General features: G+C 66.4%; 15 protein-coding genes. 6 read left to right on the forward strand and 9 right to left on the reverse strand.

The features are described from left to right. Nucleotides 1-34: 34 nt before the first annotated feature. Nucleotides 35-325 (forward strand): hypothetical protein, encoded by a 291-nt coding sequence (locus AC5ZH6_RS23860; protein WP_288336116.1) that lies wholly within the window; start codon nucleotides 35-37, stop codon nucleotides 323-325. A gap of 40 nt (nucleotides 326-365) precedes the next feature. Further along, entirely contained in the window at nucleotides 366-1,250 is an 885-nt protein-coding gene (locus tag AC5ZH6_RS23865) for a siderophore-interacting protein (protein WP_288336118.1), read from the forward strand. 29 nt (nucleotides 1,251-1,279) lie between these two features. On the opposite strand, the gene AC5ZH6_RS23870 is transcribed toward AC5ZH6_RS23865, so the two are convergent. After that, nucleotides 1,280-2,143, reverse strand: a complete 864-nt coding sequence (locus tag AC5ZH6_RS23870; protein WP_094601178.1) for an SDR family oxidoreductase — start codon at nucleotides 2,141-2,143, stop codon at nucleotides 1,280-1,282. Between the two features lie 10 nt (nucleotides 2,144-2,153). Beyond that, nucleotides 2,154-2,711, reverse strand: a complete 558-nt coding sequence (locus AC5ZH6_RS23875; RefSeq protein ID WP_020169845.1) for a MarR family winged helix-turn-helix transcriptional regulator — start codon at nucleotides 2,709-2,711, stop codon at nucleotides 2,154-2,156. Between the two features lie 117 nt (nucleotides 2,712-2,828). On the opposite strand from AC5ZH6_RS23875, the gene AC5ZH6_RS23880 reads away from it, so the two are divergent. Continuing rightward, nucleotides 2,829-4,379, forward strand: a complete 1,551-nt coding sequence (locus AC5ZH6_RS23880) for an MFS transporter (protein ID WP_020169844.1) — start codon at nucleotides 2,829-2,831, stop codon at nucleotides 4,377-4,379. 17 nt (nucleotides 4,380-4,396) lie between these two features. On the opposite strand, the gene AC5ZH6_RS23885 is transcribed toward AC5ZH6_RS23880, so the two are convergent. From AC5ZH6_RS23885 to AC5ZH6_RS23905, 5 genes are read right to left on the reverse strand one after another with little or no spacing between them, the layout of a single operon-like run. Beyond that, on the reverse strand, nucleotides 4,397-5,503 hold the full coding sequence (locus AC5ZH6_RS23885; protein WP_288336121.1) for an ABC transporter ATP-binding protein: 1,107 nt from the start codon (nucleotides 5,501-5,503) through the stop codon (nucleotides 4,397-4,399). Nucleotides 5,504-5,555: 52 nt separating this feature from the next. Then, entirely contained in the window at nucleotides 5,556-6,431 is an 876-nt protein-coding gene (locus AC5ZH6_RS23890; protein WP_020169843.1) for a carbohydrate ABC transporter permease, read from the reverse strand. Beyond that, nucleotides 6,431-7,390, reverse strand: a complete 960-nt coding sequence (locus AC5ZH6_RS23895; RefSeq protein ID WP_496167907.1) for a carbohydrate ABC transporter permease — start codon at nucleotides 7,388-7,390, stop codon at nucleotides 6,431-6,433. The genes AC5ZH6_RS23890 and AC5ZH6_RS23895 overlap by 1 nt, the downstream gene beginning before the upstream one ends. A 2-nt stretch (nucleotides 7,391-7,392) precedes the next feature. Continuing rightward, a complete protein-coding gene (locus AC5ZH6_RS23900; RefSeq protein ID WP_440939898.1) occupies nucleotides 7,393-8,787 on the reverse strand; it encodes an ABC transporter substrate-binding protein in 1,395 nt (464 codons plus the stop codon). After that, complete coding sequence (locus AC5ZH6_RS23905) at nucleotides 8,784-9,848, reverse strand: sugar-binding transcriptional regulator (protein ID WP_026919833.1); 1,065 nt, start codon at nucleotides 9,846-9,848, stop codon at nucleotides 8,784-8,786. The genes AC5ZH6_RS23900 and AC5ZH6_RS23905 overlap by 4 nt, the downstream gene beginning before the upstream one ends. 108 nt (nucleotides 9,849-9,956) lie before the next feature. On the opposite strand from AC5ZH6_RS23905, the gene AC5ZH6_RS23910 reads away from it, so the two are divergent. Genes AC5ZH6_RS23910 through AC5ZH6_RS23920 form a run of 3 tightly spaced genes read left to right on the forward strand, consistent with a single transcriptional unit; the run spans nucleotide 9,957 to nucleotide 13,908 of the window. After that, nucleotides 9,957-11,036, forward strand: a complete 1,080-nt coding sequence (locus AC5ZH6_RS23910) for an NAD(P)-dependent alcohol dehydrogenase (RefSeq protein ID WP_211545176.1) — start codon at nucleotides 9,957-9,959, stop codon at nucleotides 11,034-11,036. Beyond that, nucleotides 11,033-12,514, forward strand: coding sequence for a mannitol dehydrogenase family protein (locus tag AC5ZH6_RS23915; protein WP_288336125.1), 1,482 nt, complete (start codon nucleotides 11,033-11,035; stop codon nucleotides 12,512-12,514). Before AC5ZH6_RS23910 ends, AC5ZH6_RS23915 begins: the two co-directional genes overlap by 4 nt. Further along, complete coding sequence (locus AC5ZH6_RS23920) at nucleotides 12,511-13,908, forward strand: xylulokinase (protein ID WP_265077032.1); 1,398 nt, start codon at nucleotides 12,511-12,513, stop codon at nucleotides 13,906-13,908. Before AC5ZH6_RS23915 ends, AC5ZH6_RS23920 begins: the two co-directional genes overlap by 4 nt. Before the next feature lie 225 nt (nucleotides 13,909-14,133). On the opposite strand, the gene AC5ZH6_RS23925 is transcribed toward AC5ZH6_RS23920, so the two are convergent. Both AC5ZH6_RS23925 and AC5ZH6_RS23930 read right to left on the reverse strand, forming a co-directional pair. Continuing rightward, nucleotides 14,134-15,795, reverse strand: coding sequence for an HNH endonuclease signature motif containing protein (locus tag AC5ZH6_RS23925; RefSeq protein WP_265077033.1), 1,662 nt, complete (start codon nucleotides 15,793-15,795; stop codon nucleotides 14,134-14,136). A gap of 303 nt (nucleotides 15,796-16,098) precedes the next feature. Next, complete coding sequence (locus tag AC5ZH6_RS23930; protein ID WP_020169835.1) at nucleotides 16,099-16,794, reverse strand: GntR family transcriptional regulator; 696 nt, start codon at nucleotides 16,792-16,794, stop codon at nucleotides 16,099-16,101. Nucleotides 16,795-16,870 lie beyond the last annotated feature (76 nt).

Here is a 16,870-nt window from a genome sequence, read left to right on the forward strand (position 1 = left end):
GGCGGTCGGCGCCATGGTCCGTACGATCGGTCATATGAAGCAGGCTGACGGCGAGTACTACGTGACGGCGCAAGAAGTGGCGGCGTTCGAGAAATCGGGCAAACGCTACTGGTACATGCGCGAGGACGGATCGACCAACCTCTACCTCGACGATCTCGAGATCACCCATGGCTGGCCGATCTTCCTGATGGAACGCGACGCCGCATGGTTCGCCAAGTGGGGCGGCGACTACGAGAAGGCCGTCGAGACCGATCTGAACCCGCACCTCATCAAGAACTTCGAGGAGCTCCTGACGCAGGGCAACTGGCCTCACGACCAGGACTGAACAGCGACTGACAACTAAGTTGGGGTAGCCTTACCTCATCATGGGTTTCTCGTTCGCGACAGTCACCGGTACCGACGACCTCACCCCGCACATCCGTCGGGTGCACCTGCACGTCGAGCATCTCGCCCGTCTACAACTGCCCGGCGGGCCCGACGACGCCGTCGGCCTCTACTTTCCCGAGCCCGGCCGAAGCCGACCTCCCGCAATGGAATTGCGCGACGAGGTGTGGGGTTATCACGACCTCCCCGAGCCGCCGGAGGGCCGCAACTACAGCATCCGCGCCGTCGACCACCGAACCGCGACCGTCGACGTCGACTTCGTCATCCACTCGCGGGGCCCGGCGACACTCTGGGCCCAACGAGCCGACATCGGTGATGCGGTGGCGATGTCGCACGCGCGCGGCTGGTACCGGCCCGCATCGGGCACCGACTGGCTCCTGCTGGGTACAGATCTCGCCGGACTCCCGGCCGCCGCCCGCATTCTCGACGAGCTCGCCAACGATCCGCGGCCGGTGATCCTGGTGGTCGAGGTGATCGACGAGGACGACCTCGCCTATCTGGGCCGACCCGTTGACGGCGTCGAGGTCATCAGCCTCATCGGCAGCGGCAACGGTATCTCGGCGAGCCGCTTGGGCACCACCATCGCCGCTCTCGACGTTCCCGCCGGCACCGGATACTGCTGGTTTGCCGGCGAGGCCGCCGAATCCCGAATGGTGCGCAAACACTTTCGCCGCGAACATCATTGGCCCGCGGACCGCTACGACATCATCGGTTACTGGCGCTACGACGGTGAGGCGTGGGCCCGACGCTACGCCGAGCACGGCGCGGAGCTGCTCGCGGTATATCAGCAGGCGATCGCCGACGGCAAGGGCGAGAAGCGCGCTGCCGAAGAGTTCGACGAGGCGCTCGAACGGGCCGGATTGTGATCCCCGCACTCGTTTGAGTACCTGGCGACTCAGTACCGCGCGATCTGACCGTCCTTGGGGGCGCGATACATTCGCCACAGCACCCGTGGGACAGCCCGCAATGGCACGGCCCGGGGCCAGTCCCGTGCGCGCAGCAATGCCTCGGTACCACCGTCGACGGTGATCACCGATCCGGCCATGAAATCGGCGGCGGGCGAGAGCATCAGCATCACCCACTGCGTGATCTGCTCCGGTGTTCCGTACCCGCGCAGCGGAATCGGGAAGGACCGGACGTTCTTCGACGACGCGCCGGTCAGTTGCGACTGCAGCAGCGGGGTCATCACCGGCCCGGGGGCGATGATGTTGACCGCGATCCCCTCCCCCGCCCATTCGGGGCGGGTGCCGTGGACCCGACACCATCGGGTGACCGCGATCTTCGACGCCGCGTACGCCGCGGGACCCGACAGCGCCTTACCCCGCCTGCGCAGGATCCGGGTGGCCCCCTCGGTGTCGCCGGCCTTGAGTCGGGCGACCGCGCGGCCTGGTACCAGCGGCGTCGCTGTTGTCGAATTGGAGCCGAAGACAACCACTTTCGACTTCTCGCCGGCAGCGAGCAGCGGGCGAAAGGCGGTGAGCAGTTCGGTCACCCCGAGAAGGTTCACATCGACGATGGTGCGTTCGGCCCCGCGCGCCGGGCCGAGACCGGCCGCGAGGACGGCTCCGGCGAGTGCGCCCTCGGCCCGGTCCAGGACCGCGGCGATCGCCGACGCACGCCCGTGCGGCGTCGAGAGGTCCGCGGTCACCTCGGCGCCGTCCCGATCGATCCCGATCACCGTATGCCCGGTCGCACGCAACGAATCGGCAACCGCCGCACCCATTCCCGACGCCGATCCGGTCACCACGTATGTCCCCACACGTTCTCCCTCAGCCGTGGTTGCGCGAACGCGCGCCCCGTTGTTCTGCTCGCAGCGTACGGTCATAGGCCTCGTTGAAAGCGCGCAGTTCGCGCAACAGGACTTCCGGGGTACCGGGGTCGAGATCGGCGAAGACCTGTTTGAGGCGACTCACCCGCAGCATGCCGTCATGGGTGAATGCGGCCCGTCCGCTCTCGGTCGGGCGGATGAGCCTGCTCATCGAGCCCTCGACGTCGAAGCGTTCGAGGTAGCCGAGTTTGATCGCGGCGTTGACCTGCCGGTTGACCGTGGACTGTTCGAGGTCGAGTTCGTCGGTGAGTTCCCGCAGGGTCCGTGCACGGCCGTCGGAGAGGACGAGCAGGATCGCGAACGCCGAGCTCTCGAGCACCGACTCGGCGGGGTGTTCGCTCTTGCGTCGATGAAAGCGGCTGAGTTCCTCGACGATGTCGCGGTAGAGCGGCGACGGCCACGGTGCGTGGTCGGCCCCGTCGAAGGTCACCGGCGCCGGACGTGACGTGCCGTTGCGCTCGCCCTCGCGGAATCCGCCCACTGCGACCTCTTTCGACATCCGGCTCACCAACATTCTGCCGCAGCCGCCCGGTATGTCCGATTGAGGAGCCTCACGAGCTGCGCGGCTTGCATATGTACCTTACATATGTACGCTACATACAGCTTAGGAGGTGCGATGTCAGACACCAATTCGTCGCCGGCAGCAGAGAACCCGGCACCAGTAGAGTCCGTTCCGCGCAACGGGTCGTCCAATGGCGCCGCGATCGCCACCGTCATCGCGCTGTGTTTCGGTGGCCTCGTCGCATCCTTGATGCAGACGCTGGTCATCCCGATCCAGCCCGAGTTGCCCACCCTGCTGGGCACCTCCCATTCCAACGCGTCGTGGGTGATCACCGCGACATTGCTGGCCGCCGCGATCGCGATGCCCATCGCCGGCCGCCTCGGCGACATGTTCGGCAAGCAGCGGGTCCTGCTGGGCAGCGCCGCGCTGCTCGTCGCCGGTTCCATCGTGTGCGCCCTGAGCAGTTCGGTCATCCCGATGATCGCCGGCCGCGCGATCCAGGGCCTGGCCATGGGCTTCATCCCGGTCGGCATCAGCCTCATGCGTGAGGTCACGCCACCCAAGATCACCTCGATGGCGATCGCCGCGATGAGCGCGACGCTCGGTGTGGGTGGTGCGATCGGTCTGCCGCTGTCGGCGTGGATCGCGCAGAGCTGGAACTGGCACGGCCTGTTCTGGGTGTCGGCGATCCTGTCGTTGGCAGTCCTCGCCCTGGTCGTCGTGGTCGTGCCGCACGTACCCGACGCGGTCGGTGGGCGTCTGGACGTCGTCGGCGCGATCGGCCTGGCCATCGGTTTGTCGGCCGCACTCATCGCCGTGTCCAAGGGCAACGACTGGGGTTGGACGTCGGGCACCACGCTCGGCACGCTGATCGGCGGTCTCGTCGTGCTCGGGGCGTGGGGTTTCTATCAGCTGCGAACCCCCGAACCGCTCGTCGACCTGCGGACCACCGCACGTCCGGCGGTCCTGCTCACCAACATCGCCGCCGTCGCCATCGGCTTCGGCATGATGGCGCAGTCGATCGTCATCCCGATGCTGCTCGAGATGGACGTGCGCACCGGAGTCGGACTCGGCCAGACCATGCTCGAGGCCGGCCTGTGGATGGCGCCCGGCGGACTGATGATGCTGGTCTTCGCCCCGGTCTCGGGCACGTTGATCAACAAGATCGGTGCCAAGTACACCTTGGCCATCGGCGCGACGGTGCTCGGTGTGGGCTATCTGCTCGCGATGTTCCTGATGAACTCGCCGTGGCAGCTGATGATCGCGTCGATCATCGCCGCGTCGGGCGTCGGCATCGGCTATGCGGCGATGCCGACCTTGATCATGGGCGCGGTGCCGATGACCGAGGCCGGTGCGGCCGTCGGACTCAACGGATTGATGCGCTCGATCGGCACCACCGTCTCCTCGGCGGTGATGGCGGTGCTGCTCACCACCTCGACGATCAGCATGGCGGGCAACGACATTCCCACCCACACGACGTTCAAGTGGTGCTTCCTGGTGGGTGCCGTCGCCGCGTTCGTCGGTGTGGCCATCACGCTGTGTATCCCCAAGCGCGGCCCCAAGCCGACCCCGACGGGCGTGGTGATCGCCGACTCGGCAGCATCGGGCTCGGCGACACCAGGCTCGGCGACACCGGGCTCGGCAGCACCGGCCACCTCGCACTGACCCCGCGCTCGGCCTCGTCAGACCAGCCGGTCGCCGGTCTCGGGGTGGAACAGGTGAACCGCGTTGTCGGCCTGCCGCAACCGGATTCCCTCTCCACGCTTGGCCGGCGCCCGCTGTGAGGAGCGTGCCACCACGACCATCGGATCGCCGTCGAGGTTGTGGACCGATTCGTCGGCCAGCGAGGCGTAGACGTAGGTTTCGCTGCCGAGCTCTTCGAGGAGTGCGACGTCGGCGTTGAGTCCGGTGCCGTCGTCGGAGAGCGCGAGGTGCTCGGGCCGGATGCCGACGACGACCGAGCTCAGCCCGGACTTGCGTAGTGCTGCCTGCGATGTGGCGTCGATGTCGATGTCGGCTCCGGCGATCGAGATGGCGCCGTCGCGGATCGGCGCGGTGAACAGGTTCATGGCCGGCGATCCGATGAAGCCGGCGACGAAGGCGTTGACCGGGTGGTCGTAGAGTTCGGCCGGGGTGGAGAACTGCTGGAGTACACCGTGTTTGAGCACGGCGACGCGGTCGCCCATGGTCATCGCCTCGACCTGGTCGTGGGTGACGTAGACGGTGGTGGTGCCCAGTCGGCGTTGCAGCGCGGCGATCTGGGTGCGTGTCTGGACCCGCAGTTTGGCGTCGAGGTTCGACAGCGGCTCGTCCATGCAGAACACCTGGGGTTCGCGCACGATCGCGCGGCCCATGGCGACGCGTTGACGTTGTCCGCCGGACAGTTTCGCCGGCTTGCGATCCAGGTAGTCGGTGAGGTCGAGGAGTTTGGCGGCCTCGGCGACCTTGCGCTTGCGTTCGTCGGCGGGGATGCCATGCATCTTCAATGCGAATCCCATGTTTTCCCCGACGGTCTTGTTGGGGTAGAGCGCGTAGTTCTGGAAGACCATGGCGATGTCACGGTCCTTGGGCGCGACGCCGACCATGTTGTCCCCGCCGATGCGGATCTGCCCGGAATCGATCTCCTCGAGTCCGGCGAGCATCCGCAGTGCCGTGGATTTGCCAGAGCCCGACGGTCCGACGAGGACCACGAACTCGCCGTCGGCGATGTCGAGGTCGAGGGAGTCGACGGCCAGTGACTCGGCGCCCGGGTAGACGCAGCAGGCCTTGTCGTAGGTGATGGTTGCCATGGGGTTCTCCTGTTGATACGAAAGCGCTTGGGTGAGTGGGTGACCGACGCGATTACTTGATCGCGCCGAAGGACAGGCCGCGGACGAGTTTGTTCTGGGCGATCCAGCCGCAGATCACCACCGGCAGCGCGGCCAGGACCGACGCCGCCGACAGTTGCGCCCAGTACAGGCCCTGCCCGGACATGAAGCCGGTCAGGAAGACCGGCATCGTCTGCCCGTTGACGGCGGTCATGTTGACGGCGAAGAAGAATTCGTTCCACGAGAAGATGACACAGATCAGTGCGGTGGCCGCGATACCCGGGGAGATCAGCGGCAGGATAACCTCACGGACCGAGGTCCACAGACTCGCACCGTCGATGCTGGCGGCCTCGAGCAGTTCGCCGGGCACCTCGAGGAAGAACGACCGCATCATCCACACCGCGATCGGCAGATTCATTGCGGTGTAGAGGATCACCAGGGTCCACACGTTGTCGAGCATCCCGATCTTGCCGACGATCACATACAGCGGGATGATCGCGGCCACGATGGGCAGCATCTTCGTGGAGATGAAGAAGAACAGCGCGTCCTTGGTCTTGCGCACCGGGCGCAGCGATAATGCGAATGCCGCCGGCACACCGAGGACCAGAACCAGAATCGTCGAGACGATGGTGGCGAACAACGAATTGAGCAGTGGCGTACCGATTCCGGCGTCGAAGACGTTGCGGAACTGCTGCAGGGTCGGGGCGAAGAAGAACGTCGGCGGGTTGGTGGCGGCGTCGCTTTCCTTCTTGAATGCGGTCAGCACCATCCACAGCACCGGGAAGAAGAACCCGATGGCCAGGATCCAGGTGAGTGCGGTCAGTCCCATCTGGCGCGGGTTGCGGCTGCGGCGTACTTCGGGTGCCGACGTCGAAGTGGTGGTCGGGGCGGGGCGGGTGTCGGTACTCATCAGGCCGGCTCCTCTGTTCCGGTGAATGACTTGAAGATCAGGCGCAGGGCCAGGGACGCGACGACGATCGTGCCGATCACCGTGACCACGCCCATCGCGGCGGCCTGCCCGATGTCGAATCCGAGGAAGGCACGCTGATAGATGTAGTAGGACAGGTTGGAGCTGGCCACACCCGGTCCGCCGGAGGTCATCATGTAGACCGCGTCGAAGGTGTTGACCAGGTAGATGGCGCCGAGCACCGTGCCGAGCTCGATGAACCGCCGCAGGTGCGGCAGGGTCAGTTCGCGGAAGAGCCGGAAGTTGGTGGCGCCGTCCACGCGTGCGGTCTCCTGGATGTCCCGCGGCATCGACTGCAGTCCCGCGAGGATCAGCAACATCATGAAAGGTGTCCACTGCCAGACGAGTTCGGCCATCACGCTGGCGAGTGGGAACTCCGAGAGCCAGTCGGTGTGAATGCCGAACGGGCTCAACGCCCAGTTGACCAGGCCGTTGGTCGGCGAGAGCAGGCTCGTCTTCCACAGCAGCGCCGCGGCGACCGGTGTCACCAGGAACGGGGTGATCAGCAGGGTCCGAACCACCCCGCGCCCCAGGAACTTCCGGTCGAGCAGCAGGGCGAAGATCAGTCCGAGCACCACCGAGATGATCACGGTGCCCACGATCAGCAGGATGGTGTTGAGGGTGACCGTCCAGAATTGGCTGTCACCGAACACCGCGACGTAGTTGTCGAATCCGACGAACCGACGTGAGCCCGGACGCACCAGGTTCCACGACTGCGTCGAGTAGTAGAGCGTGAACACGAACGGAACCTGGGTGACCACGATCATGAAGATCAAGGCGGGCAACAGGGGTCCGCGTCGACGCCAGCCCTCGGCGCGACTGATCTGGTCCTTCTTCGAGGTCACCGGCCGCCCCTGATCGGGGGGCACCTGCGCGCCTCGCGTGGATACTGCGGTGGCCATCTCTACTGCTCCCTCTGGTAGGACTTGCCGACGACCTCGGCGTACTGCTGGGCCTGTTCGAGTGCGTCGTGGACGCTGATCTGCCCGGCGATCGCCGCCGAGATCTGTTGGCTCACGCGGGTTCCGAGGTCCTGGAACTCAGGGATCGCCAGAAACTGGATTCCGGTGTAGGGCACCGGCGCCAGCGTCGGCTTGTCCTGATTTGCCGCCTGCATCGCCTGCAGGGTCTGCTGCGCGAACGGCCCGGAGATCTTCTGATAGGCCGGCAGCTGGTAGGTCGAGAGCCGGCTACCGGGCGGGACGTGGGTGGCACCCAGGGTGTTCGCCACATGTTCGATGTACTTGCGGTTGGTCATCCAGTCGATGAACTTCCACGCGTCGTCGCGGTGTTTGCTGCTCGACGGGATCCCGAGCGACCAGGTGTAGAGCCAACCGTTGTCGCCCTTGGCCATTCGTGGGGCCGGCAGGTAGCCGACGTCGCCGGCGATGGTCGAGGTGTCCGGGCTCTCGAGCACCGACACCGCCGAGGTGGCGTCGTACCACATCGCGACCTGGCCCTGCGACATCAGGTTTCCGCATTCCTGGAAGCCCGACGACGAGGCACCGGCCTCCCCGTACTTGCGCACCGTGTCGACGTAGAACTGGACGGCGGCCTCGACCTGCGGACTGGTCAGCTGGGCGTTCCAGTTCTCGTCATACCAGCGACCACCGTAGGCATTGATGACGGTGTTCAGCGGGGCGAGCACCTCACCCCAACCGGGCTTGCCGCGCAGGCAGATTCCCGCGGTACGGTCGTTGGTGAGTTTGCGAGCGGCGTCGGCGACCTGCGGCCAGGTGGGGTCCGCGGGCAGCGTCACACCAGCCTGCGAGAACAGCTTCTTGTTGTACATGAGGAATGACGACTCGCCGTAGAACGGGGCCGAGTACATCGAACCCTGGTACGAGAGCGCCGATTTCAGAGTCGGAATGAAATCGTTCGCGTTGTAGGAGGTGTCGGCGTCCATGTACGGGGTGAGATTGACCAGCCACCCGTTCTTCGCCCACATGGGTGTCTCGTAGTTACTGATCATCACCACGTCGAACTCACCACCGCCGGTGGCCACCGACGCGGTGATCTTCGCGCGCGCTTCGTTTTCCGAGAGTGTGACGAAGCGGACCTTGGTGCCCGGGTTCTCCTGCTCGAACTGGCCGGACAGCTTGATCGCGTCCTGCATCTGCGAATTCGAGACCATTGCGACCGTCACTTCGCGGTCACCGCCGCCGGTGAGCGAGCCGGCACCGGCACATCCGGTGGCCAGCAGACCGATCGTGGCGGCCAAGGCCACCAGTCCGGCCTTGCCGCGGCGGCGTGACGGGGAGAGATGCCCGCTCGGGAATCTCGCTCGTAGGGATCTCACTGCTGACCTTCCTGTTGTGAGACAAGCCATTCCGCGGTCGGGACGTCGGTGACCAGGATGGTCGCGTAGCCGCCGCGGAGTGCGCCGAGAATGGATTCGGCCCGGTGGGTGCCACCGGAAATCAAGATCGCCGTGGGGCAGGCCTTCACCGCGTCGAGGGGGACTGAGACGGTCCGCTCCACCAGACTCGATTCGACGGCGATGCCCTGTGCGTCGTAGAAGCGCCCGCCGATCTCGCCGACCGCGCCGAGTTCGAGCAGTTCGTCGAGGACGATCGCATCGATGAATGCGCCCTCGAACAGGGTCGTCGATGTCGACACCGAACCCACTCCGAAGAGCATCACCTGCGCGCCACGTGCTGCCGACAGAGCCTGGGAGACAACCGAATCACGATTGAGGGCGGCGACGGTGTCGGGGTCGACGAACAAGGGTGCGACCAGGCGCAGCGGCTGCGCGTGCAGACGCTCGGAGAAGCGGGCCAGCGCGTGGTCGACGCCGGTGTGGTATTCGACGGAGGTCATCGAGCCGTCCATCTGCACCACGCGTTGCGCCGCCGCGTTGGCGGTCATCGCGTCGGCGGTCGCGACCTGCTCAGGGCCCCAGGTGAAGCCGAAGGTGTCGGCGGGTTGGATGCGCCGCGACAGGACCGACGCACCCGCGCGGCCGAGGGCGGCATTGCCCGACGCGGTGCCGTCGGCGACCTCGTCGATGATCAGCACCTCGTCGAGACCGAAGATCTGCTCCACCGTGCGTTCGAGGTCGGTGTGAATCGACGCCGACAGATGCTCGGGAGCGGTCACCGACACCTGGACGAGTCCCTGAGCACGTGCTCGCGCGATGAGCCGCCCGGCCGTCGGACGTGACACCCCGAGTCGGCCGGCGATGTCGGCCTGCGTCAGTCCCTCGAGGTGATACATCGTCGCGGCGCGCACGAGCAGCCGCAGATCCTGACCGGTGTCGGCGGCGGGCCGGCCGGCTGACCCACGCCCGGTGGCCGGTCGTTTCGGTGGACCGTCGGGCGGGTCCTTCGCGGCATCTGCCACATCTTTGCGAGAAGGCACTCGTCGACTCCGTTCGATCGCGGTGGTTCCTTTGGACGTGGTGAGCATCTGCTCACTAGCCGTGCATGTGCTCAGTACGCTAACATCCTCGATGTGAGACACGCAACAATGATCGAAAAACGTGATGCGCTGTCGGGGACCATGCGCGCCGGCGTTCTGCATCCCGACCTCCGTCTGTCCGTCGAGGAGCGCCCCGTTCCCATCCCGACTGCCGGCGACGTGTTGGTGCAGGTCAGCGCGGTGGGAATCTGCGGGTCGGACACCCACTACGTGCGGCACGGACGCATCGGCGACTTCGTTGTCCGCGAACCCCTGATCCTCGGCCACGAGGCCGCGGGCACGATCGTCGCCGTCGGCGCAGACGTGGACGCGGCACGGATCGGCGAGCGCGTATCGATCGAACCGCAGCGGCCCGACCCGGCGTCGGCGGAGACCATGCGGGGTGCATACAACCTGTGCCCACACATGCGCTTCTACGCCACCCCACCCGTCGACGGCGCTCTCGCCGGATTCGTGACCATCGGCGCCGCCTTCGCCCACCCGATTCCCGACGAGATCAGCGACGAGGCGGCCGCACTCTTCGAGCCGTTGTCGGTGGGCATCGCCTCGATGCGCAAGGCGGGCGTTGGGACCGGTGACGCCGTTCTCATCGCCGGGGCTGGCCCAATCGGACTGATGTGTGCCCAGGTCGCCCGGGCGTCCGGGGTGACCCGCATCGTGCTCAGTGAACCCGATCCCGAACGTCGCACGCGAGCAGAGGATTTCGGCGCGACCGAGACCATTGCCCCCGGCACCGGGTTCGCGCCGGTGGATGCCTTCATCGATGCCAGCGGTGTCACGGCCGCGGTCACCGCGGGCCTGCGGGCGCTGCGGCCCGGCGGACGGGCCGTACTGGTCGGGATGGGCGCCGACACCATGGAGCTGCCGGTCTCACTGATCCAGAATCGTGAGATCGTACTGACCGGGGTCTTCCGCTACGCCAACACCTGGCCCACCGCGCGCGCATTGGTGACGTCGGCCGCCGTCGACCTCGACGCGATGGTCACTGCCCACTACGGGCTCGACGAGACCGCCGAGGCGCTGAACTCCGACCGCGTGCCCGGAATGATCAAAGCCATTGTCCATCCACAGGTTTCCCGATGCCGCACAGGTGCACGAACCGAACCGACTCGAAAGGACCGTTCGTGAGCACTCTCGCCGACGCCCTCCCACTCAACACCACCATGCTGGATTCTCTCGGCGACGTGCCAACGCCGCGCTACGACCGATCCTCGGTCACCGCGGGCATCGTGCACTTCGGGGTCGGCGGCTTCCATCGCGCCCACCAGGCCTTCTACCTCGACCAGTTGCTCGCGTCCGATCCGTCGTGGGGAATCTGCGGTGTCGGCGTGCGGCCTGCCGACGCGCGGATGCGGGATGCGCTTGTGCCACAAGACGGTTTGTACACCCTGACCCTCAAACATCCCGACGGTGCGGTGGAGACATCGGTGATCGGCTCGATCGTCGAATACCTCTATGCCCCCGACGATCCGGAGGCCGTTCTGGAGAGGCTCGCCGATCCGGCCGTCCGCATCGTGTCCCTGACGGTGACCGAGGGCGGCTACAACTTCTCGGCGGCCACCGGCGAGTTCGACGCCGACAATCCGGACATCGTTGCCGATCTCACCGGAAATGCCGCGCCGACAACCGTCTTCGGACTCGTGGTGGAAGGCTTGGCCCGACGCCGCGAGCGGGGCGTGCCCTCGTTCACCGTGATGTCCTGCGACAACATTGCCGGCAACGGCCATATGGCGCACTCGACGTTCCTCGCCTACGCTCGGCTGCGCGACCCGGAGCTGGCGGCGTGGATCGACGAACACACGCGGTTCCCGAATTCCATGGTGGACCGCATCACCCCGGCCACTCCCGCAGAACTGGCCGGCGAGGTCGCTGAGCGTACCGGGATCGCCGACGCCTGGCCGGTGGTGGCCGAACCCTTCACCCAGTGGGTACTCGAGGACAATTTCTCCTGCGACAGGCCGGCTCTGGAGAATGTGGGCGTGCAGGTCGTCGCCGACGTCACGCCGTACGAACTCATGAAACTCCGGCTGCTCAACGCCGGACATCAGGCACTGTGCTACTTCGCCCATCTGCTGGGGTACCGCTACGTTCACGACGCCGCGGTCGATCCCGATCTGCGGGAGCTGTTGCGCCGCTATATGTCCGAGGAGGGCAAGCCGACGCTCGCGCCCTTGCCCGACGTCGACGTCGACGCCTACATCGACACTCTGCTCGAGCGATTCGGCAATCCGGCCATCGCCGATACGATCGCCCGGCTGTGTCAGGACTCCTCCAACCGCATCCCGAAATGGCTGGTACCGGTGATCCGGGATCGCCTCGCGCAGGATGGTTCCGTGAGACTGGCGGCCGCGGTGGTGGCCGGCTGGACGCGCTACGCCGAGGGTGTCGACGAGCACGGCAATGCGATCACCGTCGACGACCCGCTGGCCGACCGCCTCGTCCCGCTGGCGCAGCGCTCACGTACCGAACCGCTGGCCTTCTTGTCCGAGACGTCACTGTTCGGCGACCTCGCTGAGGACGAGTCGTTCACCGAGCCGTATCGGTGGGCGTTGGAATCGTTGCGCAGCAAGGGTACCCGCGCAACCCTCCAGGAGCTGCTGTCATGACCCTCGTCGTCGGCGTCGACTCCTCGACACAGTCGTGCAAGGTGGTCGTCTGCGACGCGGATACCGGCGCCGTGGTGCGCTCGGGCAGCGCGCCACATCCGGGCGGTACCGAGGTCGACCCCGAGGACTGGTGGCTGGCGCTGATCGCGGCCATCAGGGCGGCGGGCGGTATCGACGACGTCGCCGCGCTGTCGGTCGCCGGGCAGCAACACGGGATGGTGTGCCTCGATACAGCCGGGCACGTGGTGCGGGAAGCTTTGCTGTGGAACGACACTCGTTCGGCCGGTGCCGCCGACGATCTCATCACCGAGCTCGGCGGCCCACATAAGTGGGCGGAGGCTGTCGGCGTCGTGCCGGTGGCGGCGATCACGGCCGCCAAGCTGCGATGGCTGGCCGACCACGAACCCGACCATGCCGACGCGACCGCGGCCGTCTGCCTACCGCACGATTGGCTCACCTGGAAACTCGCCGGCGGCACCGACATCGGCGCTCTGACGACCGACCGCAGCGATGCGTCAGGCACCGGCTACTTCTCCGCCGCTGACGAGGAGTATCGAACAGATCTGCTGCAATTGGCATTTCGCGATCGATTACCGGGGATTCCGCGGATCGTCGGACCCGGTGAGGCTGCTGGGAAGACATCCGGCGGTGTCGTGCTCGGGGCCGGTGTCGGCGACAACGCCGCCGCGGCACTGGGTTTGCAGGCAGGTCCCGGTGACGGGATCGTGTCGTTGGGAACTTCGGGTGTCGTCAGCGCTGTCGGCGACGTCGCGCCGCGCGATGCGTCAGGTATCGTCGCCGGATTCGCCGATGCGACCGGACGGCACCTTCCGCTGGTGTGCACACTCAACGGCGCACCGGTGTTGGCGGCGACCGCGCAGATGCTCGACGTCGATCTGGCGAGGTTCGCCGACCTCGCGCTGTCGGCTCCCGCAGGCGCCAACGGCCTGACGATGGTGCCCTACCTCGGTGGTGAACGCTCCCCCAATCTGCCTGCGGCGACGGGAACGCTGGCCGGGATCACCCCCGCCAACTTCACCCCTGCGCACGTCGCACGCGCCGCCGTCGAAGGCCTGCTCTGTTCGCTCGTCTACTGCCGCAACCGGATCGAGGATCAGGGCATCGACGTGCAGCGGTTCCTGTTCATCGGCGGGGGCACCAAGTCGTCGGCGGTACGCGCGATCGCTCCCGCCTTGTTCGACGGCACGGTTGTGCTGCCCGCCGACGGTGAATACGTGGCACTCGGCGCCGCCCGCCAGGCCGCGTGGGCGCTGACCGGCGAGCTCCCGGAATGGCGTGTCGAGTCCGAAACGATCACGGCTACACCAACTCCAGAAGTATTCGCGCAGTACGCCGCCGCAGCGAAGTGGTACTCGGCGGCTGTCGGCGGGTAACACCCGAGGCTTGCTGTTCGAGGCGTGTTGCGTCCACCCACCGGTACGGCGGGTCTCGAGGCCTCGTCGCTGGCGCTCCCTTTTCTCCCGCTGGTCGAGGTGCCGAGGACCGCTAGCGGACTTCCCTTTTCTTCCGGTGGTCGAGGTGCCGAGGAGCGTTAGCGACGAGCCTCGAGACCTGTTGCGCCGCTGCTGGTTCCAACCCCGGACCGAATACGTGACGGTCTAGAACCCGCGGTCACCGAGCAGTTGGGCGAGTTGGGTTTCGATCGGCGAGTCCGGGCTGGGGTCGGGGGTGAGGATTTCGACGAGGTCGTAGTAGCCGTGCCCGATGGGGATTCGGCTGCGGCGGATTCGGTCGGTGGGCAGCATCGAGTCCCGGTCGTCGCTTGTGGCGAGATCGGTATCGGCACCACTTGGTGGTGGGTCGGGTGGTGGATGCAACTCCGCCCGGACGCGGGCCAACGCCGCAGCGTAGGTGGTGCCGACGTCGGGGAGCGCGTTGGTGCGTTTCGGGTTCGGTTCGGCTGCCCCGACGGGGGTGTTTTTGCGCCACCAGCAGCGTCCAGCCCACGGCCCGTCCCGATAAATCCCGGTCGTGAATTGTCCGGGTTTGTCGCCGACCATGCGGTTGTGTTTGCCGCAGGCGGGGGCGAGGTCACCGATGTTGGTGAGCCCACCTTTCGCGTGGTCTTTGGTGGCGTGATGGATTTCGACGTGCGCGGCGGGTTGAGTACATCCGGGAAACGAGCAGTATTCGCCGCCGTCTTTGGCGAACAACGCGATCCGCTGTCCTTGACTCGCCAGGCGTGCCCGCCCCAAATACAGGGGAAGATTCGTGTGGTCGTCGAACACCGCCAGCCACGGCTGGCACTGAGCGGCGAGTGCGATGACATCGGTGATCGGGAGCAGGGTGCCGGTCGCCGTGACTCCCATTCCGGTCTGCGCAATCAGGTCGGACAGGGTGGCTTTGATGATCAGGTGTGGTGGTAGGCCGCGATGGGATTGGGGGCCGAGGCCGGCATCCAGTCCGGCGCGTAGGACTGCTTCCAGGGCGTCGTGGTTGCGTTGGACTTGGTCGCGGTGATCGCGGGCTGCGGCGGCCGTCAACGCGTCGGGGTCGGCGTCTTCGCGACTGCCGGTGGGGGAGTCGGGGTCGGCGGGGTTGTTCATTCCTGGGGCTGCCCACGCGGCGAGTACTGCTTCGAGGTGTGCGGTGAGGGTGGGGGTCATCTGCCCGGACAGGCCGCTCATTTTTTGGGCGTCTTGGCGGCCGATGCGGATCTGGCGGTGGCGTTGCCGGTCGGTGTCGTCGGTTAGTTGGCCGTCAGGGTCGAGGTGCGCCAACACCCGTGCCCCCAAGATCCGGAGGTCGGAGGGGGTGTGGGTGCGGGCGTAGCGGGCCATCGTGGCGTCGGCCGACATTTTCTCGTCGAACGGCACTGCCGCGGGGATGCGGTCCAGCACGTCGATCACCACCGCCGCGTGCGAGGAGCCGGCCGCCCCGGACGCCATCGCTTCGGCGAGTGCTGGATATTTGGGGGCGGCGACCTCACCGGTGAAGGTGTGGAAGGTGGCGGTCGCTTTCAGTTGTTTCCACCGCCGCCACGGTTCCGACACACGGAGTAAGCCGATCATGGCGTCGGTGATCGACCCGAACCCGTACTCGCGGGCCAAATGCCGGTCGGAGAATTCGACGATCTGCCGATCGCCTTGGACGGTGATGCGGGTGATCAACTGTTCGGTGGACTGGGCGACGGTGACCAGGTCGTCGTTGGACAGGCCGGTCAAATCATCGGTGGCCAGCGAATCGACCAAGCGGTGGGCGAGGGCGAGTTTCTGGGTGGTCGACAACCCCGACACGTCGGGTAACGCGGTGTCGACCATGATTGTCACCCCCCTGGCGATAGCGAACACGTGTTTGTGTGTTGTTGTGTTCGAGTGTATGCCGGGTTTGCCGGGTTGGCAAGAGGTTGTCGAAAGTTTTTTCGGGTGGGTTCCAGCTGGGGGTTCGGCTCGGTCTCGAGGCTCGGCGCCTGGGGCGCCTCGCACCTCGACCACCGATCCGGGACGCACCTCGACCACCGATGAACGGCTCGGCGCCTGGGGCGCCTCGCACCTCGACCACCGATCGGAAAGGGCTCGACGGGAAGGCGGAAGAGCGCCCTTACCACCGTGGGGACGGTTCACTCACCTCCAGAACCCGCGCTCCTCCAGGAGCGCCACCGCACGATGACCGCCGCGGAGGAAGTGGCCTTCGGTCAACGTGCGCGCCATACCCGGCGAGCGGCCGGCGAGTGCATCGACGATCTCGCGATGATCCCGCAAGGACGACGCGACCGAGTCCGGGTGGGAGTCGAAGAAGCCGGACGGGATTGCCCCACTGAGGAGTTTGAGCTCGGCGATCAGGCGCCGTGAGCGGGTGCCGAGGTTGATCAGCCGATGAAAGCGGAAGTTGAGGCGCTCGATCTCGAGGAGATCGGTCGTCTCCTCCATCTCGGTCGCCAACACACGCAGCTCGTCGAGGTCGGCGTCGGACAGAGTCGCCGACGCACGTTCGGCGGCCAGCCCGGAGATCACGCCGAGCATCCAGTAGTGATCGCGAATGTCCTCGCGGGACAGGTCGGCCACAAAGGCGCCGCGCCGCGGAATCGTCTCGATGATCCCCTCCCCGCTGAGTGAGATCAGCGCCTCACGCACCGGCAGTTTGCTCATCCCGAGAGATTCGGCGACCGCATCCTGATCGACCTTGGTTCCCGGCCGCATCTCGCCGGCGAAGACCATGCGGCGGATCTCCTGGGCCGCGATCTGCTTGAGCACCGACGATGCCGCCTCGACCGATCGACCACCCACGGGCTGTGCCACCACTGCCTCCTCGACTCGCATCAACGCGCAGAGATTATCAAACTCAACTATCACTCACCCGCTATGCAATCCATAGCCTGGACATATAGCTCGGATG

This window comes from Gordonia sp. YC-XJ4, assembly GCF_059511865.1.